This window comes from Isoptericola croceus (assembly GCF_029382255.1).
GTDB lineage: Bacteria > Actinomycetota > Actinomycetes > Actinomycetales > Cellulomonadaceae > Isoptericola > Isoptericola croceus.
On the sequence record NZ_JARLLG010000010.1, the window covers coordinates 88,105 to 110,235 of the forward strand.

At 71.5% G+C, this 22,131-nt stretch carries 17 protein-coding genes; 7 read left to right on the plus strand and 10 right to left on the minus strand.

Features of this window, described 5'->3' with window-relative positions; translation table 11 throughout:
- The first annotated feature begins 3 nt into the window (after positions 1 to 3).
- Positions 4 to 1,104, plus strand: coding sequence for a uroporphyrinogen-III synthase (locus PZC42_RS17820; RefSeq protein WP_277213028.1), 1,101 nt, complete (start codon positions 4 to 6; stop codon positions 1,102 to 1,104).
- Positions 1,105 to 1,169: 65 nt separating this feature from the next.
- On the plus strand, positions 1,170 to 1,754 hold the full coding sequence (locus PZC42_RS17825) for a hypothetical protein (RefSeq protein WP_277212971.1): 585 nt from the start codon (positions 1,170 to 1,172) through the stop codon (positions 1,752 to 1,754).
- Here the strand turns inward: PZC42_RS17825 and PZC42_RS17830 are convergent.
- The 10 genes from PZC42_RS17830 to PZC42_RS17875 form a co-directional block, all read right to left on the minus strand.
- Positions 1,742 to 2,797, minus strand: coding sequence for a sulfate/molybdate ABC transporter ATP-binding protein (locus tag PZC42_RS17830; RefSeq protein ID WP_277212973.1), 1,056 nt, complete (start codon positions 2,795 to 2,797; stop codon positions 1,742 to 1,744). The two genes, PZC42_RS17825 and PZC42_RS17830, sit on opposite strands and share 13 nt — an antisense overlap.
- Positions 2,794 to 3,627: an ABC transporter permease gene (locus PZC42_RS17835; RefSeq protein ID WP_277212974.1), complete on the minus strand. Its 834-nt coding sequence runs from the start codon at positions 3,625 to 3,627 to the stop codon at positions 2,794 to 2,796. The genes PZC42_RS17830 and PZC42_RS17835 overlap by 4 nt, the downstream gene beginning before the upstream one ends.
- Positions 3,624 to 4,403 carry a molybdate ABC transporter substrate-binding protein gene (modA, locus tag PZC42_RS17840; RefSeq protein ID WP_277212975.1) on the minus strand — a complete coding sequence of 260 codons (780 nt, stop codon included), beginning with the start codon at positions 4,401 to 4,403 and terminating at the stop codon, positions 3,624 to 3,626. The genes PZC42_RS17835 and modA overlap by 4 nt, the downstream gene beginning before the upstream one ends.
- The gene (locus PZC42_RS17845) at positions 4,400 to 4,807 is read right to left on the minus strand and encodes a TOBE domain-containing protein (RefSeq protein WP_277212976.1); all 408 of its coding nucleotides are present in this window, start codon (positions 4,805 to 4,807) and stop codon (positions 4,400 to 4,402) included. The genes modA and PZC42_RS17845 overlap by 4 nt, the downstream gene beginning before the upstream one ends.
- Before the next feature lie 138 nt (positions 4,808 to 4,945).
- Positions 4,946 to 10,288 (minus strand): carbohydrate binding domain-containing protein, encoded by a 5,343-nt coding sequence (locus PZC42_RS17850; RefSeq protein ID WP_277212977.1) that lies wholly within the window; start codon positions 10,286 to 10,288, stop codon positions 4,946 to 4,948.
- A 233-nt stretch (positions 10,289 to 10,521) separates the two neighbouring features.
- Positions 10,522 to 11,556: a LacI family DNA-binding transcriptional regulator gene (locus PZC42_RS17855; RefSeq protein WP_277212978.1), complete on the minus strand. Its 1,035-nt coding sequence runs from the start codon at positions 11,554 to 11,556 to the stop codon at positions 10,522 to 10,524.
- 57 nt (positions 11,557 to 11,613) lie between these two features.
- Complete coding sequence (locus PZC42_RS17860) at positions 11,614 to 12,600, minus strand: hydroxyacid dehydrogenase (protein WP_277212979.1); 987 nt, start codon at positions 12,598 to 12,600, stop codon at positions 11,614 to 11,616.
- A gap of 81 nt (positions 12,601 to 12,681) precedes the next feature.
- Positions 12,682 to 14,247: an ABC transporter substrate-binding protein gene (locus tag PZC42_RS17865; protein ID WP_277212980.1), complete on the minus strand. Its 1,566-nt coding sequence runs from the start codon at positions 14,245 to 14,247 to the stop codon at positions 12,682 to 12,684.
- A gap of 40 nt (positions 14,248 to 14,287) precedes the next feature.
- Positions 14,288 to 15,223 (minus strand): carbohydrate ABC transporter permease, encoded by a 936-nt coding sequence (locus PZC42_RS17870; protein WP_277212981.1) that lies wholly within the window; start codon positions 15,221 to 15,223, stop codon positions 14,288 to 14,290.
- Positions 15,220 to 16,230 (minus strand): ABC transporter permease, encoded by a 1,011-nt coding sequence (locus PZC42_RS17875; protein ID WP_277212982.1) that lies wholly within the window; start codon positions 16,228 to 16,230, stop codon positions 15,220 to 15,222. The genes PZC42_RS17870 and PZC42_RS17875 overlap by 4 nt, the downstream gene beginning before the upstream one ends.
- Positions 16,231 to 16,566: 336 nt before the next feature.
- Here PZC42_RS17875 and PZC42_RS17880 point away from each other — a divergent pair, with 336 nt between their 5' ends.
- The 5 genes from PZC42_RS17880 to PZC42_RS17900 all read left to right on the plus strand — a co-directional run bounded on the left by PZC42_RS17880 (position 16,567) and on the right by PZC42_RS17900 (position 22,079).
- On the plus strand, positions 16,567 to 16,860 hold the full coding sequence (locus PZC42_RS17880) for a hypothetical protein (RefSeq protein ID WP_277212983.1): 294 nt from the start codon (positions 16,567 to 16,569) through the stop codon (positions 16,858 to 16,860).
- A gap of 62 nt (positions 16,861 to 16,922) precedes the next feature.
- Positions 16,923 to 18,215, plus strand: coding sequence for a molybdopterin molybdotransferase MoeA (locus PZC42_RS17885; protein WP_277212984.1), 1,293 nt, complete (start codon positions 16,923 to 16,925; stop codon positions 18,213 to 18,215).
- Positions 18,212 to 18,694: a cyclic pyranopterin monophosphate synthase MoaC gene (moaC, locus tag PZC42_RS17890; protein ID WP_277212985.1), complete on the plus strand. Its 483-nt coding sequence runs from the start codon at positions 18,212 to 18,214 to the stop codon at positions 18,692 to 18,694. Before PZC42_RS17885 ends, moaC begins: the two co-directional genes overlap by 4 nt.
- The gene (locus PZC42_RS17895; RefSeq protein ID WP_277212986.1) at positions 18,691 to 19,728 is read left to right on the plus strand and encodes a molybdenum cofactor biosynthesis protein MoaE; all 1,038 of its coding nucleotides are present in this window, start codon (positions 18,691 to 18,693) and stop codon (positions 19,726 to 19,728) included. The genes moaC and PZC42_RS17895 overlap by 4 nt, the downstream gene beginning before the upstream one ends.
- A 116-nt stretch (positions 19,729 to 19,844) precedes the next feature.
- Positions 19,845 to 22,079, plus strand: a complete 2,235-nt coding sequence (locus PZC42_RS17900; protein WP_277212987.1) for a PhoX family protein — start codon at positions 19,845 to 19,847, stop codon at positions 22,077 to 22,079.
- Positions 22,080 to 22,131: the final 52 nt, after the last annotated feature.

Genomic DNA, 22,131 nt, shown 5'->3' on the forward strand with positions numbered 1-22,131 from the left:
GTCATGGCGGGGTGCACCGTGCTGGTCACCGCGGACCGTCGCTCCGGTGAGCTCGCCGCCGCCCTCAAGCGTCGCGGCGCCGCGATCCGGCACGCTCCCGCGCTGAGCATGATCCCGCACGTGGACGACGACGCTCTCGTCGCGGCCACGGCCGCCCTCATCGAGGACCCACCGGACGTCGTCGTCGCCACGACCGGCGTCGGCTTCCGGGCCTGGATCGAGGCGGCCGACGCCCACGGCTTCGCGGACGACCTGCTGCGCGTGCTCGGCGACGCCCGCATCGTGGCCCGCGGCCCCAAGGCTCGGGGCGCGGTCCAGGCGGCCGGGTTGGCCGCGGACTGGGTCGCGGAGTCCGAGACGTCCGCCGAGGTCGCCGAGGTGCTGCTCAGCGAGGGCGTGAGCGGGCTGCACGTGGCGATCCAGCACCACGGCGCCGGAGCCGACGGTCTCGACGAGGTGTTCGCCAAGGCCGGTGCCCAGGTCTCCCCGCTCGTCGTCTACCGCTGGGGCCCCGCGCCCGACCCGGACGCGGTGCAGGCCTCGGTCCGGGCGGCGGCAGCCGGCGAGATCGACGCCGTCGTCTTCACCTCCGCTCCCGGGGCGGAGGCCTGGATGGAAGCGGTCGAGACCGCCGGGGTGCGCGACGAGGTGGTGTCCCGGTGCCAGACGGGGGAGATGGTGGTGGCGTCCGTCGGACCGGTCACCTCCCGGCCGCTGGCTGCCCGCGGCATCACGCCGCTCGAGCCCGAGCGGGGCCGCCTCGGTGCACTCGTGCGCGCCCTGGTGGGGCACTACGAGCACATCGAGTCCGTCGCGCTGAGCACCGTCGCGGGACCGCTCCTGATCCGTGCCCGCGTGGCGGTGCTGGACGGCCAGGTGCTGCCCCTGTCGCCCACCGGCGTCGAGGTGCTGCGGCTGCTCGCCGCCGCCGGCGGTGACGTCGTCTCGCGCGAGCAGGTGCTGGACGTGCTGCCCGGCGTCTCCCGCGACGGGCACGCCGTCGAGGTGGCCGTGGCGCGGCTGCGCGAGGCCGCGGGCCGCCGCGACCTGATCAAGACGGTCGTCAAGCGGGGGTACCGGCTGGAGCTCGCGCACCGGGGGTGACACCCACGACTGAGGCCGGTGCCGTGGTGGGCCACGGCCTGTGACCTGCGGTAGCGTCGTTCGGCATGAACGTTCTCGTCACGGTGCTGGCTGTCCTCGGCGCGGTCGTCGCGCTCGTCGTCCTCGTGATAGCGGGCTTCCTCCTGTGGGCACGGTGGACGATGCGCAGGGAGACCGCCACGCAGCAGCAGGAGCTCGCGTCGTTCCCGGCGTGGGGCAGGGAGCGGGGGCTGACCTACGCGCTGATCGACAACGGTGCCGTCGAGGGCTGGGAGACGTACGCGCCGTTCCGGGACTTCGCCACCCCGGGGGCGTTCGGCCGTGCGCTCCACGTCTTTCGAGGGTCGTACGCCGGGCACGAGCTTGTCGTCCTGCAGCTCACCGTGTCCGCCGACCCGCGCCCGGAGGCGCCTGCGCACGGCACGCTGACCGTGGCGGCGACGCACCTGCGCGAGCGCGGGGAGGAGGACATGATCGCGCCGAAGAGCCGGAAGGTCCCCAGCGTGCACGCCCGGGGCGACCGTGCGACGTGCTACCTCAGCGGACCTCTCACCCAGGACCGTGCGCAGGCCGTCATCGACCGGCTCGTCGCCTACGTGGAGGGCGACCCGGCCGCCGACAGGGCGCGGCCTGAGGGTCACACCGGGTAGACGTCGACCTCCGCCGCCTTGACGGTCCCGACGACGGCGCGCCCGGGCACCAGGGACAGCTCCGCCACGGCCTGCGGCGTGACGTCGGCGGCCAGCTGGTCGGTGCGCACCCGCAGCAGGTCGCCGCGCGGCTCCACCGACCGCACCGTCCCGCGGAAGGTGTTCCGCGGCGAGCCGTGCGGGTCGGTCAGGTGCAGGGCGACGGCGGCGGGGCGGAACACCGCGGTCATCGCGGCTCCCACCGGTACCTCGGGATGCGACGCGTACCCGTGCACGACGCCGCCGCTCGCCGTGACCACGCCGTCGCCGGTCCACGTCCCGGACACCAGGTTGAGGCCGGCGATCGACGCGGCGAAGGCGCTGCGGGGCCGTGACAGGACCTCCGCCGTCGGCCCTCGCTCGACGACACGGCCGTCGTCGACGACGGCGACCTCGTCCGCCAGCAGCAGGGCGTCGAGCACCTCGTGGGTGGCGATGATCGTGGTCTGCCCGACCAGCAGGCGCCGCAACGTCTGGCGCAGCGCGGGCGTGACGTCGACGTCGAGGGCGGCCAGGGGCTCGTCCAGGAGCAGCAGCCGGGGTGCCGCGGCCAGCGCGCGGGCGATCGCGACGCGCTGCCCCTGGCCGCCGGACAACGCCCCCGGGCGGCGGTCGGCGAGGTGGACGAGGTCCATGGCGTCCAGCCACCGGGCGGCCGCGGCGGCGGCCTCCCGGCGGGGACGGCCCTGGGCACGCGGGCCGAAGGAGATGTTGTCGCGGATGCTCAGGTGCGGGAACAGCAGGGGGTCCTGGGCGAGCAGAGCGACCCGGCGGCGATGCGGCGCGACCCAGGCCTCGGTGCGCCCGGCCCGGGCGTGGGCGAGCCTGGTCCCGTCGAGGGTGATCTCGCCGTCGTGCGGGCGCAGCGTCCCCGCGGCCAGACCCAGGGCCGTGGACTTGCCGGCGCCGTTGGGACCGAGCAGGGCGAGGGTGCTGCCCTCGTCCACGTCGAGCGTGACGTCGAACCCGCGTGACGGCACCACGGCGGTCAGCTCGAACGTCATCGGGACGCTCCTCGGCGGTGGGTGAGGCCGATGACGGCGACGGCGACGGCGACCAGCAGCAGGGAGAGCGCGACGGCGGCGTCGGGATCGGTCTCCCGCTGCAGGTAGACCTCCAGCGGAAGCGTGCGGGTGACGCCCTGCAGGCTGCCCGCGAACGTGATGGTCGCACCGAACTCGCCGAGCGCGCGGGCGAAGGCCAGCACCGTGCCGGAGACGAGCCCCGGCCACACCAGTGGCAGCGTGACCCGGCGCAGCACCGTCGTGGGGCTCGCACCGAGGGACGCGGCCACGACGTCGTACCGCTCGCCGGCGGTGCGCAGCGCCCCCTCGAGGCTGACGACGAGGAACGGCAGGGCGACGAAGCTCTGCGCGAGCACCACCGCCGTCGTGGAGAACGCGACCTGCAGGCCGAGCACCTCCATCGACTCCCCGAGGAGGCCTCGCCGGCCGAACGCGGACAGCAGCGCGATGCCGCCCACCACCGGAGGCAGGACGAGCGGCACGAGGACCAGGGACCGTAGGAGGTCCCGCCCGGGGAACCGTCCGCGGGCCAGCACGAGCGCCATCGGGACGCCGAGGATCAGGCAGAGCAGCGTGCTGGTGGTGGCGGTCTGCAGGCTCAGGGCCAGGGCGGCGCGGGAGGACTCGCTGGTGACGAGGCTCCAGTAGCCGGCCCAGTCGACCCGCGTGCCCAGGGCGACCAGCGGCAGCAGGACGAACAGTCCGCCGGCGGCAGCGGGCACGTAGGCCCACCGGGGGAGCCCGGCAGGGACCTCGGCCGGGTCGCGAGTGGTGCGCCTGCTGGTGGCGGGGGCGCGGGTGGTGGTCATGGCGCGACGAACCCGAGGTCGGCGAGCAGACGCTGACCCTCCGGACCCTGCACGGCGTCGATGAACTGCTGGACGAGCGCGGCGTGGTCGGTATCCGCGTCGGTCTGTGTCACGGCAGCGATGGGATAGGTGTTCACCGCGGCGCCGGCCTGGGGGAACGAGACGCCCTCGACGCCGGGACCGGCGCGGGCGACGTCGGTGACGTAGACGATCCCGGCATCCGCCTCGCCGACGACCACCTTGTGGAGCACGTCGGTGACGCTCTGCTCCTCGCTCACCGGGTGCAGCGTCAGGCCGGAGTCGCTGACGACGGCGGTCGTGGCGGCGCCGCACGGCACCTGCGGTGCGCAGACGACCAGGTGCAGGTCGGGATCGGTCAGGTCCTCCAGGGACGCGATGCCGGCCGGGTTGCCGGGCGGGACGGCGATCTCGAGGCTGTTGGTCGCAAAGTCCTGCGGGGTGCCGACGAGGCCGTCCGCGACGAGCCTGTCCATGCTCGCGGTATCGGCCGAGGCGACGACGTCGGCGGGTGCGCCCTGCTGGATCTGTGCCACGAGGTCGGACGAGCCGGCAAGGCTGAGCCGTACGTCCACGCCGTCGTGCGCGGTCTCGAAGTCGTGGGCGATCTGCTCGAACGCCTCCGTCAGGGACGCGGCGGCGAAGACGGTGACGGTGGTCTCGGCTCCGGGGTCGGTGCTGCAACCGGCGAGCCCGACGGCGGCGCTCGCGGCCAGCAGCGCGGCGGTGGCCCGCGCGCGGTGAGGCTGCGCCGTCATGCGTCGCCTTGGTCAGGTGTCTCGACGACGACGTTCGTGGACTTGATGACGGCGACCGCGACGGAACCGCGCTCGAGCCCGAGGTCGCGGACCGCCTCGCTGCTCATGAGCGACACCACCCGGAACGGGCCGCACTGCAGCTCGACCTGGGCCATCACGGTATCGACCTGGAGCTCGGTGACGAGTCCGACGAACCGGTTGCGTGCGGAGCTCTTCATCCCGGGCGGCAGACCGGGCGGCGTGGCGTGCTCCCGGGCGACCATGGCCACCTCGTACCCGTCGACGACCGTGCGGCCCGACGCGCCCGTCGTGGCCCGCAGCATGCCGCGGTCGATCCAGCGGCGGACGGTGTCGTCGCTGACGCCGAGGTAGACGGCAGCCTCACTGATTCGCATCTGCGGCATAGAAGTGAATCTAGCTCCGCACATGCGGATGAACAAGAGAGGAAGGCCTCCGCAGAGGACACCGCACCCGCCGTTCCAGATCGACGGCGGGTGCGGCGCCAGGGCCGACGCTCCCGCAGGCCCGGGCCTTCGGCGGCCCTAGCCGGCCACCTCGACGACGCGGACGTCGTCGACGCGGAACGCACCCTGGGACCCGCGGAACCCGAGGAGCACCTCGATCGAGTCGATGTCGCCGTCCACCGTGGTGTACTCCCGCTCGAACGTCGCCCACTCGCCGGGTTCGGTCGCTGCCGAGACCGGCAGCCAGTTGCGTTGCTCGGTCCCGACGCCGGACGAACCGCGGAACGAGCGGAAGAACGCGAAGGCGCCCACCTGGTCGCCGTGCGCATAGTCCGTCAGCTGGTACCGGAAGGAGATCCGGTACGTGGTGGCGGGTTCTGCCCGGACGGCCGACACGCCCGCCTGCTTGCGGGTGTGTGCCCAGTGCTGGAATGCGGCGTCGCCGGTCGTGTCGGTGCTCGTGAACAGCAGGGACCGTTCGCCCGAGGCCGCGGCGTCGTCGACCACCTCACCGGTGTAGGTCCCGGGCGTGCTCGGGGTGCTGCCGAGCTGCCACACGTCGGCGTCGGCGGCCTCGAACCCGTGCGACCAGGTGCTCATGAGCAGGGCGTAGGCGTCGTGGAGCTCGGTCAGCAGATCCTCCTCGTCGGCCCCGGGCTCGTCCGCGGCGGTCGCGATGCGGTCCAGCTCGGCCACGAACGCGGCCCAGCTCTCGTCCGTGTACGAGGCCGGGTCCTCGGCGCGGGCTTGCTCGAGGAGCTCACCGAGCGTCGGCGGCTCGACCGGCTCGACCGTGACGTCGTCGACGCGGAAGGTGCCCTCCGAGCCGCGCAGTCCGAGCCACACCTCGATGTTGTCGACGTTGCCGTCGAGGGTCGTGTAGGTCTGCTCGAACCTCGCCCACTCGCCGGGTTCGGTCGCTGCCGAGACCGGCAGCCAGTTGCGTTGCTCGGTCCCGAGGCCCGCGCCCTGTGCGAACGATCGGAAGAACGCATACGCCCCGACCTGTTCGCCCGGCGTGTAGTCCGTCAGCTGGTACCAGAACGAGATCCGGTACTCGGTCACGGGTTCGGCCACCACCGGGGAGACGCCGCCCTGTTTGCGGGACTTCACCCACACGTTGTGCCCGGCGTCGCCCGTGGTGTCGGTGCTGGTGAACAGCAGCGACCGCTCGCCGGTCCATGCGCCGTCGTCGACCACGCCGGCGGAGTACGTCCCCGGGGCACGGCCGCCGTGCAGCCAGACGTCGGGCTCGTCGTCCTCGAACGAGTGCCGGAAGACGGGCTTGAGCAGGGTGTAGGCGTCGTAGACCCGCTGCACCAGGTCCGCCTCGTCTGCTCCGTCGGTGTCCCGAAGTGCCTCCACCGCGTCGACCTCGGCGACGAACGACGCCCAGCTCCGTTCCGTGTAGTCGCTGGGTTCGAGCGCACGCGCCTGATCGATGACGGCCTCGATCCCCTCGGCGTCGACCCGCGCGGTCATCGAGGTCGTGGTCGTCCCGTCGAGTGTCCGCGCGACCACGGCATAGGTGGCGCTGCCGGCCAGGACGACGTCGTCGTGCCGCAGGTCGCGCGTCGTGGTCAGGTGCTCCCACCCGGACGGCGAGTCCTGCGGGTCCGTGGTCGCTCCCTGGGGGTCGGCCGACCGGTAGACGTCGAACGAGACGGCGCGCGCCGGCTTGGTCCAGCGCACGGTGTGCGCACCCTGGTCTCCCTCGACGACCCAGGTCGCCTGCGTCGTCTCGGGCAGGTCCGTGACGGTGACGTCCGTGAACGTGGCCGAGCCGTCCGCCAGGCTCACGCCCGCGAGCGTGGCATCGAGCATGGGCACGATCTCGCTGCCGAGCGTCACCCAGTCGGTGCCGTCGGTCGACGCGTAGGCCACCACCTGGTGCGAGTGCGCGGTCCGTACGAGCCGGACGTGCCGGTAGTCGGCCGCGTCCAGCGTGCGCGTCGGCACCAGGTAGGGGCTCCTCGTCTCTCCGCCGGCGTTGTGCCCGGGGATGCCGTGGCCGATGTACGCCCGGGTGTCGAGCGACCGCGTGCGCAGCACGATCCGGCCGTCCTCGGCACCCAGCCAGATGTACTCGCTGACGTCGGACGCGCCTTGCCGGAGGGTGACGCCGGCGCCGTCCGCGGGGTCGGCACCCAGGTCCGCGGAGACCAGCGCGTCGCCGGTCACCAACCGGGACGCGAGCACCAGGGAGTCGGGCTGGTAGCGGCCGATGCCGTTCCAGCGCTCGGTGATCGCCTCGTCGCCGCCGGCGAAGCCGGCGCCCGAGGCGCCGGACACGGTGATCGAGTCACCCTCCCGCGTCACGGTGCCGCCGGTCTCGCCGACCTGGTCGCCCCGCCAGCCCGCACCGGACAGCCCGGCGGAGGCAGGGCGGACCTCGACGATGACGGGCTGGGCGGCCGGAGCCGCACCCGCATCGTTCCGTGCGACGACGCTGTAGTAGTAGGTGCCGGGGGCGGGCACCTCGTCCACGACCGACTGCCCCGTCACACCCTCGGCGACCACGACGCCGTCGTCCAGGTCGGAGCTGGTTCCCCGCACGACGTCGAATGATGTCGCGCCCGCGGACCGTCCCCAGGTGAGCGCTGCGGCGTCGGTACCCCCGGCGCCGGCACCGACCGTCGCGTCGATCGCCAGGACCTGGCTCGGCCGCGAGGTGCTGGCCGGGGTGCCCAGGTCGAGGACGACGGCCGACGACGGCTTGAGGGTGACCGTGCCGCCGCGCACCTTGACGGCCTTGCCGGAGACCAGGTCGCGGACCCGGCCCGTCACGGCCGCCGGGAGCTCGACCGTGTGCGACGCGGCGTTCTCGTAGGCGTCCCGGGTGGTGTTCACGGCGATCAGGTAGTCGCCGTATCGGGCGGTCACGAGGTCGGGGTAGCTCGAGAACGGTGTGTCGACGGCGAAGTTGTCGCGGTTCATCGGCCCGACGCCAGGCTGGAGGCTGACCGGCGACAGCTCGCCGGTCATGGCCAGGATCTGCTCACCGGGGACCGTGTAGCGGTCCTGGATGATGTCCATCTCGACCGAGTGCGGGCGCAGGAACGTCTCGGAGGACGTCACGACGGACTCGGTGCGCACCTGCGCGTGCTGTGCCGCGTGGGGTGTGCGGGCGTGCAGCCGCGCCGCCGACGTCACGCCCATGTTCCGGTAGTTCAGCGTGCCGGTGACCTGGGTGTCGCCGTCGCGGAAGGTGACGAACAGGTTGTCGACGTCGACCCACGCGAAGTCCGGCGTCGCGTCCCGTTCGACACCGAGCGCGGCGAGCTCATCGTCCCTGTACCGCGCGAGGTCGGTGTGCGGGAGCACACGGCCCGCGGCCGCCTTCCCGAGCGACTCATACTCTGCGCGGCCGCCGGTGACGAAGGCGTACTCCTCGCTCAGACGCAGGTCGTAGTTGCGCTGGGAGAGGATCTTGTCGAAGGAGGGAAAGACCTGGTTGTCGACCAGCGCCTGCTGGAGCCAGCCGGTGGCCTCCCGCGCGTACTCCCAGTACGGCTCCCACTCGTCGCCCGCGTAGTCCTTCGCGTGCTCCGCGAGGTACTTCTCGAGGCCGGCGTAGGCGAAGATCTGGGGCGTGTTCGGCTCGGTGGAGTACGCGACCTTCCCCGGGTAGGCGTTGTTCCGCCAGTCGACCACCTGGTCCATCGTCATGACCCGGTTCCCGTCGGCGTCGGTGCCCTGGTACCGGGTCTGCCCGCGGGCGTGCAGGTTGCGCAGCGCCAGCTTCAGCAGCTCGTCGCGGATCTCGGCGTCGGCGGGGTGACCGGCCAGTCGCCAGAACCAGGACGGATAGTAGTTCGGCGTCTCCCCGTAGCTTCCCACGTACCCGTTCTCGCGGTACATGCCGGCCGGGGTGATCGACGGATAGTGGGTGCCGTAGGGAAGGCGGCGCACCACGTCGCCGTCGGCGTCCCGCTTGCTGGTGGCGAGGCCGCGCATCACGACCTGGAGGTAGTCGTCGGTGAGCTGAGCCGAACCGTCGTGATAGAAGAGCGAGTGATAGAGGTCGAGGTCCCCGCCGTCCGGACCGACGAGCACCTCCTCGCCCAGGAAGGGGCGCAGGCCGAGCGCCTCGCCGAGAATCTGGTGGCTGCGCGCGGTCCCCTCGAAGTGGTCCGAACCGATGACCCGCAGGCCCTCGTGCGCCTTCCAGGCACCCTCGTAGGTGTAGTAGACCTGGTTGGAGATGTATGACAGGCGCGACCGTGCAAAGTCAAAGTTGGCCTTGAGGACCCGCTCGTAGGCCTCGCGCCGGGTCAGCTCGCCGCCGTCGAGGTCGAGGCCGACGATGCTGTTCGGGCTGTCGGCGGTGCCGGTGGTGAAGGGCTCGTCCAGGAAGGCCTCGAACACGTCGGTGCCCATGACGTCAGGGTCGGCGAGCAGCGGCTCGACGATGTACAGGGCCTCGCCCAGCGCACCGTAATACCCACCCCAGTCGGACTGGTGGCCTCCCGAGGCGAGGCTGCGGACGTCGCCGTAGTACTGCCGGGTGTAGTTGTCGATCGAGCGCAGGATGCGGTCGATCGCCGCACGCTTCTCGGACGACGTGCTGGCCGGGCACCAGTCCTGGTGCAGGCACTCGGCGTAGAACCGCAGCTCGTCGGAGTACCTGGTGATCGAGAGCACCGCCGTCTCGGCGGAGTCCGCCTTGGCGGTCAGGTCCTCGAAGTCCGTGACCTGCTGGGTCCGGTAGGCGTCGATCTTCGCCTGCTGTTGCGCCGGCTCGAGCGGCTCGCGTGCCTGGGTGGTGACGGCGTGATCGGTGTCGAACCCGTCGGACGCCGAGGGGAGGAGCGCGGGCTCCAGGTGCGTCGTCACCGCGTAGTACGGCCGGGACGACGCCGTCGCCGTCCCGGCGGTACTCGGGTGGTACGTCCGCAGCGTCACCTGCACCCGCTCGTGAGATTGGGTGGAGACCAGCGGCAGCATCGCCGTCGCGCGGAAGAACCGGCCCGGCAGCCCGCCCTGCGTGGCGACGTCAAGCGCCTGGTAGTCGCCGCCGTTGAGGTACTGGACCAGCTCGCCGTCCACGAGCACAGCGGTCTTGAACGCCGAGGCGTCCCCGCCGAACAGGGTCAGGGAGAAGTAGTTCTGCTCGGCCGGGTCCACCGCCATCTCGAACGTGAGGTCGGTCAGGTTCCGCGAGGGCGGGTCGGTGGGCTCTGCGGTGCGTGCGGTGTGCCCGTCCTCGCCGTCGACGATCGATGACCCGTCGCCGGTGAACTCGTGCCCGGCCTCCGATGCCGGGTCGCCGAGGACCAGGTGGTCGAGGGCCCCCGCCGGGGCCTCGCCGGCTGTGAGCGCCGCTGTGGCCGGCGAGGGAGCGCTGCTGGTCTGGTCGGCGCCCGCAGCCGGCGCGAGGCCACCGGACAGGACGGCGAGCGCGAGCCCGGCGCCGAGCACGACGGACCGTCGGCGTGGTCTCGTGCGGGTGGCTGGCTCTCGTCTCGGGGAAGGGGCACTCATGACGGGTCGCGACATTGCGATCTCCCAGAGTATTCAGTGATGGAAAGCGATTGCCGTCCAACTTAACAGGCCATGTCGGCGATGAGAAGGGGATAACGGAATGCGCTTGCAGCACGTGCTATAGCCGAGGCATGCCCGTTCCAGGTGCGTGCAGCGCGACGGGCCGAAGGTCAGTGGGCGATCGGGGGTGTGCTCTCGCGCACGATGACGTGCCCCTCGATGATCGTCGTCCGAGGAGTGTCGTGGCGGGGTGCGACGGCCATCGCCAGGGCCTCCTCGGCGACCTGGTCCCACGGCAGGTGCACCGTGGTCAGGGATGGCGTCACATCACGCAGAGCCTTGATGTCGTCGAAGCCCGCGACCGCGACGCGACGCGCGTCACCGGTGTCCCGCAGGAACGTCAGCACGCCGAGCGCCATCGAGTCGTTCACGGCGAACACGGCATCGACCTCGATGTTGCGGCGCAGCAGCTCCCCGGTCAGTGCGTAGGCGGCGTCGCGGGAGAAGTCTCCGATGAGGATCCGGTCGGCCGAGAGCTCGATGCCGTTGTCCGCCAGTCCGGCGACGAAACCCTCGGTACGGTCGCGTTGGGTGCGCCCGTGCTTCATCCCGGAGATGACCGCAAAATTTCGGTAGCCGAGACCCACGAGGGCATTGGCCATGTCGTAGCCGCCACGCCGGTTGGCGTAGGCGACGGTATCGAACGGCAGGCCCTCCTGGGAGATCAGGACGACGCGCCCGCCCTCCTCCTCGTAGTGCCGCAACGCTTCGACCAGCGCGGGGATGGTCGCGTCGTGCGACGCTCTGCCTCCGGTGATCACGAGGATCTCGGGACGGTGGCCCCTCGCAAGACTGACGGCCTCGACCAGGTCGGCAGGGTCCGTCCCTGCCGAGATCAGCGTGAACGGTAGCCCGCGGCGCTCGGCGGCGGAGACGACTCCGGCAGTGATGGGGTTCGCGAAGTCGTCCGGCATGCCCTTGACCACCAGGGTGACTCCACGTGCCCGGCCGCGCGCGACGGCCTGCGCGGCGATGTTCGTCGTGTACCCCAGCGACCGTGCCGCCTCGAGAACCTTGGCGCGGTTCGCCTCCCGCACGCCACGGTCGCTGCCGTTGAGCGCGCGGGACGCCGTCGCCGCCGAGACGCCGGCGAGGCGAGCCACGTCGGCGAGACGCGCGGCTCGCACCGGCCCCGGGTCGGTCATCGTCGTGTCACACCTCCCTGGTGCGTCGGTGCAGATCGTATCCGCAACATGGGCCGGTCAGCCGTCCATCGCGGGGGCCGGACCGGACCGGCCCGCGCCTTGGGCGTAGCGGCAGAGCTCCGCAACGACATTGTTGCCCATCCGCCGCAGCTCGGAACCCATGGACCCGGCGATGTGCGGGGTCAGGACGACGTTCGGCAGCTCGTACAGCGGCGCGTCGGCCGGCAACGGTTCAGGCTCGGTGACATCGAGCACCGCGCTGATCCGCCCGGTGTACAGCTCGCGCTCGAGCGCCGCGTGGTCGACGATCGCGCCGCGCGCGGTGTTGATCAGCGTCGAGCCATCCCGCATCAGAGCGAGCATCTCAGCGTCGATGAGTCCGATCGTCTCCGGCAGGACGGGGGCGTGCAACGTGACGACGTCGCTGCGCCGCATGACGTCAGACAGGCTCGCCACCTCGACGCCGAGCGCAGACGCCTCGCGAGCGCTCAGGTACGGGTCGTGGACGAGCGGGCGCAACGAGGGGAAAGAGCGCAGCAGCTCGATGAGCGCTCGGCCGGTGCGGGATGCGCTGACGATCCCGACGGTCCGCTCGTAGTTCCCGGACAGCTCGAACTCGTGCTCGCGGTCGATGTGCGCGCGGCGCTCGCGATACAGGTTGACGGCTCGCATCGCGTCCTTGTTGGCGAGGAGGACCATCGCGAGCGTGTACTCGGCCACGGGTATGGCGTTGGTCTCGCCCATGTCCGCGAGCTCGATGCCCGGCGCACCGTCGGGGAACAGGCCGGCGGCCGAACCGCCCGCATGGATCACCTGCCGCAGTCTGGGCGCGTGGCGGAGGACGCTCGCGGGCAGCTGCGGGGTGTCCCACCCCGTGAGCAGGACCTCGGCGCGGGACAGCACCCGGCGGGCGAGGTCCGAGTCGAGCTCGGTCAGGACGCCGCCGAGCCGACGTGCGGGCACCCGGCCCAGGGCCTTGCACGACGCGCCGAAGAGGCGCTCGGCCAGACGGTCGGACCCGACGGCGACTGCGTACTCGAACACACTTTTCCTTTCACGGGAGGGACGGACGTTCCCAGGGCCGGCGAGCTTGACGGCGGCCCCGGGAACGCTCTGGTGGACGTGCTAGGAACCGGCCAGGTGGGCGTCCGCCTGCCTGTTCAGCTCGTCCTGGACCTTGGCGAGCCCCGCCTGGTCGACGGCCTTCTTGAGCTTGTCGAGCCCCTTGTCCACCTCGACGGCGCCGGCGAACAGCGGGTTGCCGAACTCCGCGACGGCCGCGGTGATCTGGGCGTGCTCCGTCTCGATCTCCGTGAGGTCCGGGATGAAGGAGGCGAACGGGTCGAGCGTGAAGTTGTTGTAGTCCTTCGACCACTCGAACCAGCTCGACTCCGACTCCGACATCCGGGAGTACTTGCGCTCGAGCGGGATGCGCCAGCTCAGCGCGAAGCCGGGGAAGTTCGCGTAGTCGCCGATGGGCTCGTAGGCGTCGTCACCGACAGGCTCCCAGTCGGTACCCTCCTCGCCGTACTGCAGCAGGTCGTGGTTCTCCTGGATGGACACCCAGTCCAGGAGCTGCAGCGCGGCCGCGGTGTCCGCGCCGGCGGCGTTGACCACCACGAGATTGTCGGCCTGGAACGTCTGGTGGGGCCTGGTGGACTGGCCGTCCCGGAACGGCAGCAGGGTCATGAGCGTGGCGCCCGGCACCGCCTTCTCGAGCTGGTCGAGGTGGCCCGCGGTGTCGAGGCCGTCCGTGATCCCCCACGTGGTCGCTGCCCCGCCGCCGTCGAACTGCGACTTGAGGGTGGCCGGGTCGGCGTTGAGCCGGTCGGCGTTGATGATGCCGTCCTGGTAGTACTTGCGGACCCGGTGCAGCGACTCGCGGTACGGGGCGTGCTCCCAGAACGGGACCGCGTTCGTCGACCCTGTCGTCGCGGCGTCCTGCGCGGGCACGAACATGAGCGAGTCGCTCGAGAAGTACAGCGGCAGGAGGTCGGGTGTCTCCCACCCCTGGGCGTAGAGCGCACCGGTCGGCGCGCCGAGGACGTCGAACGGCGAGTTCCGGTTGATGTAGCCGGGGATGCCTTCCTTCTGCACGACGTCGTACCAGAACTTCTCGAGCTGGTCGAAGTTCTCGATGCTCCCGCCCGCGTACTTGTCGACGAGGTCTCCGCGGGCGATGTGGTGGTGGATCCGGGCCGCACTGTTCACGGCGGGGATGCCGTAGATCGCGCCGTCGGGCCACCGGTTGGCGTCGAAGGCGTCCTGGTTGACGCTCGCCACGAGGTGGGGGTAGTCGCCGCTCGCCAGGGCATCGTCCAGCGGCTCCAGCGCCTGGGACTCGATGAGCTGGGCGATGTTGAGCCAGCGTGCCGACAACGCCGTCTGGAAGTCCTCGCCGGCCGTGAACTTCAGCAGGGCCTGCGATGAGTAGTTGGTCCAGTTGATGAACTCGGGGGAGAACTCGAAACCGAGGTCGGCCTTGAGCTTGGCGTTCACCAGGCCGCGGACGCGGTCCCACTGGGCGGGGACGTCGCCGGGCAGCAGCAGGTCGTAGGTCGTGCCGGCGCTGCCGGCGCCCGGGCTGCATGCTGCGAGGGCGGCGGCGGCCAGCACACCGCCGGAGCCTGCCAGGAACGAGCGCCGAGAGACGGGCCGCGCCGGTGCGGCGCCGTCGAGGATCGGAGTCATGATGCTTCCTCTCATGGGTGGGACAGACGGTCGAACGGGCTCAGCCCTTGGTGGCGCCGAGCGTCAGGCCCTTGACGAAGTAGCGCTGGGCGAAGGGATAGGCCAGGAGGATCGGACCGATCGTGATGACCGTCATGGCCAGGCGGATCTGGTAGACGGGAGCGGACGCCGTGCTGCCGAGATCAGCGGCGTTCGCGACGCTGGTGATGAGGTTCTGCAGCACCAGCTGGAGGGGGTACTTGTCCGGCTCGCTGATGAACAGCAAGGCGTGGAACCACTCGTTCCAGAAGGTCACCGCGTAGAAGAGCGCGATGACCGCGATCACCGGCTTCGACAGAGGCAGCACGATCTGGAAGAAGACGCGAAGCTCTCCGGCGCCGTCGATCCGGGCGGCGTCGAGGATCTCCTGCGGTGTGCCGCGGAAGAAGCTCACCTGGACGAACACGAGGAACGGCGCGATGACGAGCGGCAGGATGACCGAGAACCATGAGTTGCGGAGCTGCAGGACCTGCGTGATGAGGATGTACATCGGCACGAGGCCGCCCGTGAAGAGCATCGGGATGTAGGCGTAGACGGCCAGGGAGCGGCTGGCCCACGGCAGTCCCCTGGCGATGACCCAGGCGATGCCTGACGTCGCGGCGACGGCGATGGTGGTGCCCACCACCGTGATGAAGAGCGTGGCGCCGTAGGAGAGCCATACTCGCGAACCGGCGAAGATCGTCTCGTAGGCGGCGAGGGAGAACGGGGACGGCCAGAACGAGTACCCCGTCTGGGACAGCACGCTCTCGTCTGTGAGTGAGCCGGCGATGACCATCCAGAACGGGACGGCGCAGATCAGGCCGAAGAAGCTCACACCGACGTAGCTGGCGACGGTGAACGGTTCGGGCCGCGTGCGCCGTCGTCGTCGGCCGACGGGTGCTGCGGGGAGGGTCGCAGGCCGTAGTGCTGGCGCGACCGGGGCATCGATGCTGGTCACAGGATCGCCGTCTCTCTCGCGTAGCGCCGCTGGACAAGGGTGGCGATCACGACGAGCACGAACCCGACGATCGACTGGAACAACCCGATCGCGGCCGTCGTGCCGAAGTCGCCGTAGGTGCGCAGCGCGCGGAACACGTAGGTGTCGATGACGTCGGTGGTCTCGAAGAGGGTTCCGTTGTCGCCGACGATCGCGTAGATGGTGCCGATGTCGCCGTAGAAGATCCGTCCCACGCCGAGGACGAGCAGGATGGCAGCCGTGGGCTTGAGCAACGGCGTCGTGATCCGCAGCGCCATCTGCGCTCGGCTCGCGCCGTCGATGACCCCGGCCTCGTAGACCTCTTCGGGGATCGCCGTGATGGCCGCGAGGAAGATCACGCTCATGTAGCCGCCGAGCTGCCAGACCTTGACGAACGTGAGTATCCACGGCCAGGGGCCGGGCTGGGTGTACCACGACACCTCAGGCAGCGAGAAGACGGCGAAGAAGTCGTTGACCAGCCCGCCCCGGCCGCCCGGCCCGGCGAGGAAGGCCTGCAGGAAGATGCTCACGACGATCGGCGAGACGAAGTAGGGGATGAAGATCACCGACTGGAACAGGCGCTTCGTCACCCGGCCGCGGATCTCGTTGAGCATGAGTGCGAGCAGGACGCCCGAGCCGAGCGTCGCGCCCAGGAAGAGGATGTTGAGGAACAGCGTGTTCCACATGATCCGGCCCGCGTTGCCCGAGGTGAAGAAGAACTCGAAGTTGTCGAGTCCGGTCCAGGGGGATCCGAAGACCCCGTCCGCCACGTTGAAGTCCTGGAAGGCGACCACGAGCCCGGCCATCGGGCCGTAGGCGAAGACCGCGAGCAGGATGACCGCGGGGGCGGCCAGGATGACCAGCCCGTAGTCGCGGCCCCGGATGGAGCTGCGGTTCGAGGCTCGAGAGCCGCGGGCCCCGCGCTGGGTCGCCCGGCTCGCGGCCGCCGTCGCCGCGACCTCGCGCGGAGGCTCGACAGAGGTGCTCATCAGGGCGCACCTCCGTTCCGGAGACAGGGCGCCGACGCCCTGGGGTGCTCACGGGATCTCACGGTCAACCTCTCTTCTTCGTCGAAGACGGGTTGTGCTGACGTTGCGCACCGCACGCTAGAACCTCCACGGAACGCTGTCAAGAAAGAAATGAAAGCGCGTTCCGTTATCTTCTGAGGTCTGGCATCCCTGACTCTCCACTGGTACGGTCGGCTCCGGGTCCGGTCGGAACCGCCTGGTCGGCTGAACGAAGATGACACCGCTTTCAGGACGGTCCTCGCCCGAGGGGCGAGGATCATGGGGGTCGATGACGACGACGCACCATGCGGGGGCCGAATGAGTGCCCTGAACCACGTCATCCCCACCTCGCCGTGGCCCGACCTCCTCGCCGCGCTCTCGGAGGCCGGGACTCCCGTCCACGTGGTGACCGGCGACCGGCCGGACGTGGGAACGACGCCTGAGCATCGGCGCATGCTCGCCACGCACGGCGCGCGGGTCGCCGTCGTCGAGGGAGCCGCGTTACTTCGTGCGTCGCGACGCGCCCGAGGCGTTCCTGCGGGTCACGACGGCGTTCCTCGACGGCGTAGCGGTGCGTACGCCGAGGGCCTCACCTCGATTCCGCACGGATGAGGTGGAGCGAGCCGGCCGGGAGTCCTCCCGCCGCTCTCGCGGGCCCCCGTAGGCTGACTCGCGTGCACCACGAGACGACCCGACGGCCTGTGGCCGAACACGCGGAGATGGTCGCCGCCCTGGTGGGGCGCGCACTGGCGGTGGGTCGGCGGCGCAGGACGACGGCCGAGCCGGCGGTGTTGCTGACCGCCGCCGCCGGAGCGCGGTGGGCGCCGCGGGTCCTGGCGCGTGACGCGACGGCAGTTGTCGACCTGCCCGGCTTCGACAACTCCCAGATGGACGGGTACGCAGTGCGGGCGGCGGACCTCGTCGCCGCCGTCGCCGGTGCACCTGCCGAGCTGCGCGTCGTCGCCCCGGTGCCCGCCGGAACGCAGCCGCCTCCGCTGCCTCCGGGCTCCGCCGCACCGGTGATGACGGGAGCGCCGATCCCCGCCGGCGCGGACGCGGTGGTGAAGATCGAGGACGCCGACCCGCCGCAGTTCCCCTCCTTCGAGGACTCGCGAGCCACCGTGCGGTTCCACGCCTCTGTCGTACCCGGGTCCTTCGTGCGCCGCCGCGGGTCCGACGTGGGCACGGGCGATGTTGTGGTCCATGCCGGGACGCCGCTCGGCGCGGCCCAGCTCGGTGTACTCGTCGCGGCAGGCGTGGACACGATCGAGCTGGCCGCGCCGCCGCATGTGCTGCTGCTCTCGACCGGCTCCGAGCTCGTGCCTGCCGGTGGCCCGCTCGGGGACGCTCAGGTCTATGACGCCAACGGCGCCGCGCTGGCGGCCGGCCTCGCGACGGTCGGGGCCCGCGTCACCCACCGGGTGGTGCCGGACGATCCGGCGGCACTCCGCCGAGTCCTGGCCGAGGCGCCCGACGACGTCGCGCTCGTGGTCACCAGCGGCGGGGTCTCCGCCGGCGCCTACGAGGTGGTGCGCCAGACCCTCACCGACGCCTGGTTCGGGCACGTCGCCGTCCAGCCCGGCGGGCCCCAGGGTCTCGGCACCGTCGCACTCGGTGACCCGGCGGCACCGCGCGAGGCGCCGCTCGTCGCGTTCCCCGGCAACCCGGTCAGCGCGTTGGTCTCCTTCGAGCTGTTCCTGCGGCCTGCGCTCGCGGCGGCCACGGGAGCCGCCCCGGCCCACCGGGCAGGTGGCCGCGCCCCTCTCGCAGAGCCCCTCGACTCTCCGCCCGCGTTGCACCAGGTGCGCCGCGGCCGTCTCGACGATCGCGGCCGCGTCGTCATGGTGGGCGGTCCCGGGTCCCACCTCCTGGCCCACCTCGCGGCGGCTACGCTCCTCGTGCACGTGCCACCCGGTGTCGCGCACCTCGAAGAGGGCGACGACATCGACTACTGGGAGATCCGATGAGCGACCTGTCCCACTACCGCGACGACGGCGCGGCCCACATGGTCGACGTCTCCGCCAAGGATGTCACCAAGCGCCAGGCCACCGCCCGCGGTGTGCTGCGCACCCGCACCGACGTCGTCGAGCGGATCGCGTCCGGCGACCTGCCGAAGGGCGAGGCGATCGCCACGGCCCGGATCGCCGGGATCATGGGCGCCAAGCGCACCCCGGACCTCGTGCCGCTGTGCCACCCCCTGCCGCTGTCCGGCGTGGACCTCGAGATCATTCCGGGTCGCGAGGCCGTCGAGATCGTCGCGACCGTCCGCACGACGGGTCGCACCGGCGTCGAGATGGAGGCGCTCACGGCCGTCACGGTCGCGGGGCTGACGCTCTACGACATGATCAAGGCCGTCGACAAGGCTGCGGTGCTCACGGACATCGAGGTCGTCGCGAAGTCGGGCGGCAAGTCCGGCGACTGGGTCCGCGGCGAGGAGCGCGCGTGAGGGCCGTCGTCGTCGTCGCCTCCGACCGCGCCGCCGCGGGCGTCTACCCGGACCGCTCCGGGCCGGCCGCCGCTGCGTGGTTCACCGACCGCGGCTGGGAGGTGCTGCCGGTGCGCGTGGTGCCCGACGGCGAACCCGTCCGCGAGGCGTTGCTCGACCTGCTCGACGGGGACGACGGCGTCGCCCCGGACGTGATCGTCACCTCCGGCGGGACCGGGCTCGCGCCGTCGGACGCGACCCCCGAGGCGACGCGCGCCGTGCTGGAGCGCGAGGTGCCGGGGATCGCCGAGCTGGTACGGGCCCGGTCGCTGGCCCCCACGGACCCGGGGAAGAAGGCCGTTCCCGGGGCCGCGCTGTCACGGGGAACCGCCGGGGTGGCGGGGGGCACGCTCATCGTCAACCTGCCGGGCTCCGTCGGGGGTGTGATCGACGGGCTCGACGCGCTCGTCGACGTCCTGCCGCACGCCGTCGACCAGCTCCGCGGCGGCGACCACCCCCACCCCGGCCCGCGCGGTAGTACCTCGGGACTCGAGGAAGTACCCGCGGGGCACGACCACGCGACCGGAGGTACTACCGCGCGAGCGGGGCACGTCACGGTCGTGCGTGCTGACGTGGTTGAGGCCTCGCTCGACGACGCCCTGGCACGGCTCAGCGACGAAGTCCGCGACGACGCGTGCGGGGCCGTCGCCACGTTCGTCGGTCACGTCCGCGACCACGACGAGGGCCGCGGGGTGACCACGCTGCGCTACGAGTCGCACCCGGACGCCGCCGCCGTGCTGGCCGCGGTCGCCGAACGGGTGGCCCGACGCACGGCCGCCGCGACCGGCGACACCGTGCGTGCCGCCGTCGTGCACCGGGTGGGTGACCTCGCCATCGGTGACGTCGCCGTCGTCGTCGCCGTCGCCTCCGGCCACCGCCAGGCCGCGTTCACGTGCGCGAGCGAGCTGATCGAGGAGCTCAAGGCCGAGGTGCCGATCTGGAAGGAGCAGGGCTTCACGGACGGCTCCAGCGAGTGGGTCGGGTCGCTCGGCTGACTGGCGAGCCCGCCGGTCATCGGGTGTTTACCGAGGCGACGGCCCCACGACGCGCGGCGTCCATCGAACGTTCCTAGCATCGGTCGCGCCCCCCGGTCCCGATCCTGGAGTGCCCGATGACGATCGCCCCCGAGTCCCGCCCGACCCTGCCGCTCACCGTCGGCCCGCACTATGCGCGCGGCAAGCGCGCGGCCGCGACCTGCCGCTACAAGTGCGCCGATGCCTGCGCCCACCCCGCGCCGAACCTCAGCGCCAACGAGTACTTCCGCGACGTCGCGTCCAAGGCGCTGAGCCGCCGCGTGATGCTGGGCGGGATGGCCGCCGCCGCGGCCGTCGTCGTCGCGGGCGCCGAGGTGGTCGGCGCCCAGCCTGCGACCGCAGCCGGCAAGCCCGGCAAGCCGGGCAAGGGACTGGCCTTCGGCGCGATCCAGCCGCAGCCGATGGCGATCGACGACCTCGTCGTGCCCGAGGGGTACGAGTGGTCGCCCATCATCCGCTGGGGCGACCCGATCCTGCCGGGAGGGCGGGCCTTCGACGCCGCGGCCCAGACCCCGGAGAAGCAGGCCAAGCAGTTCGGCTACAACTGCGACTACCTCGACATCCTCCCCGACGACCCGAAGCACATCACCTCGATGGTGGAGACCCGTCGCGGGACCCGCGGGCTGCTGGTCGCCAACCACGAGTACACCAACCCCGGCATCATGTTCGACGGGTCCTACGACGCCGCGACGCGCCGGGCGATCGAGCGTGCGGCACACGGCATGTCGATCGTGGAGGTCACGCGCCGCAAGGAGGGGACGCCCTGGACCTACGAGCGGATCGCGTCCCGGAACCGCCGGGTGCACATGGACACCGAGTTCGTCATCGACGGACCTGCCGCGGGGCACGAGCTGATGCGCACGGTGGAGGACCCGACCGGGACCCGCGTGCGGGGCACCCTGAACAACTGTGCGGGAGGCACCACGCCGTGGGGCACGGTGCTCTCCGGCGAGGAGAACTTCCACGGCTACCTGCGCGTCAACGGGGCAGACCCGCGCGACGCACGCTACGGCCTGCGCGATGCCGCCACGAGGTACGGCTGGGAGAACGACGACCCGCGCTTCGACGGCAACAACCCCGGCTACGAGAACGAGAACCACCGCTTCGGCTGGATGGTCGAGCTCGACCCGTACGACCCGGACGCGGCGCCCGTGAAGCACACGGCGATGGGCCGGTTCAAGCACGAGGGTGCGAACGTCATCCTCGCGAAGAACAAGCAAGTGGTCGCGTACATGGGCGACGACGAGCGGTTCGACTACGTGTACAAGTTCGTCTCGAAGCACGCGATGCGTCCCGGCAACAGCGCCGAGGCCCGGGCGTTCAACAAGACGCTGCTCAGCGAGGGCGACCTGTACGTCGCACGCTTCGAGGGAAACTCCGCCGGGGAGATCGACGGCTCCGGTGCGCTGCCCTCCGACGGCGCGTTCGACGGCACCGGCGAGTGGCTGCCGCTCGTGCTCGACGGCGAGTCGCAGGTGGACGGCATGTCGCTCGCCGAGGTGCTGGTGTTCACCCGCCTGGCGGCGGACGCCGTCGGAGCCACCAAGATGGACCGTCCCGAGGACGTCGAGCCGAACCCCTTCACCGGACGCGTCTACGTGGCGTGCACCAACAACTCCGACCGCGGTACCGGCACGAACGCCCCGGCGGACGAGGCCAACCCGCGCGGCTCCAACCGGCACGGTCACATCGTCGAGATGATCGAGGACGGCGGCGACCAGACGGCGACGACCTTCACGTGGAACCTGCTCATCGTGTGCGGTGACCCCGAGGTCGACGACACGGCCTACTTCTCGGGCTTCCCGGCCGACAAGGTCTCGCCGATCTCCTGCCCGGACAACGTCGCCTTCGACACCGACGGCAACCTGTGGATCTCCACCGACGGCCAGCCGTCGAGCATCCAGAAGTGCGACGGGTTGTTCAAGGTCACGCTCGACGGGAGGCAGCGCGGTCGGGTGGAGCAGTTCCTCTCGGTGCCCCGCAGCGCGGAGACCTGCGGTCCGCTCGTCGACGTCCGCGACTCGATGGCGTACGTCAACGTCCAGCACCCGGGCGACGACGGGTCCTTCGCCGCCCAGACGTCGTACTTCCCCGACTACCTCGCCGAGGGTGAGGAGGTGCCGGCCGGCGCATGGCGCGGACCCCGTCCGTCGACCGTCCAGGTGTTCCCCGCCGGCGCCGGCGAGAAGCCGGGCAAGGGCGGCAAGCACTCCGGACCGGGGCCGTTCCCTCCTGGCCGCGGCGGCAGGGGCAAGGGCTCGAAGAACCACGCTTCCTTCCTCCCCGAGCCGGGTGAGCAGTTCCGCAGCTGACAGCCCACCGAGGTAGCCGGGTGTCGACGGGCGGGATGAGAACCGCACTCGG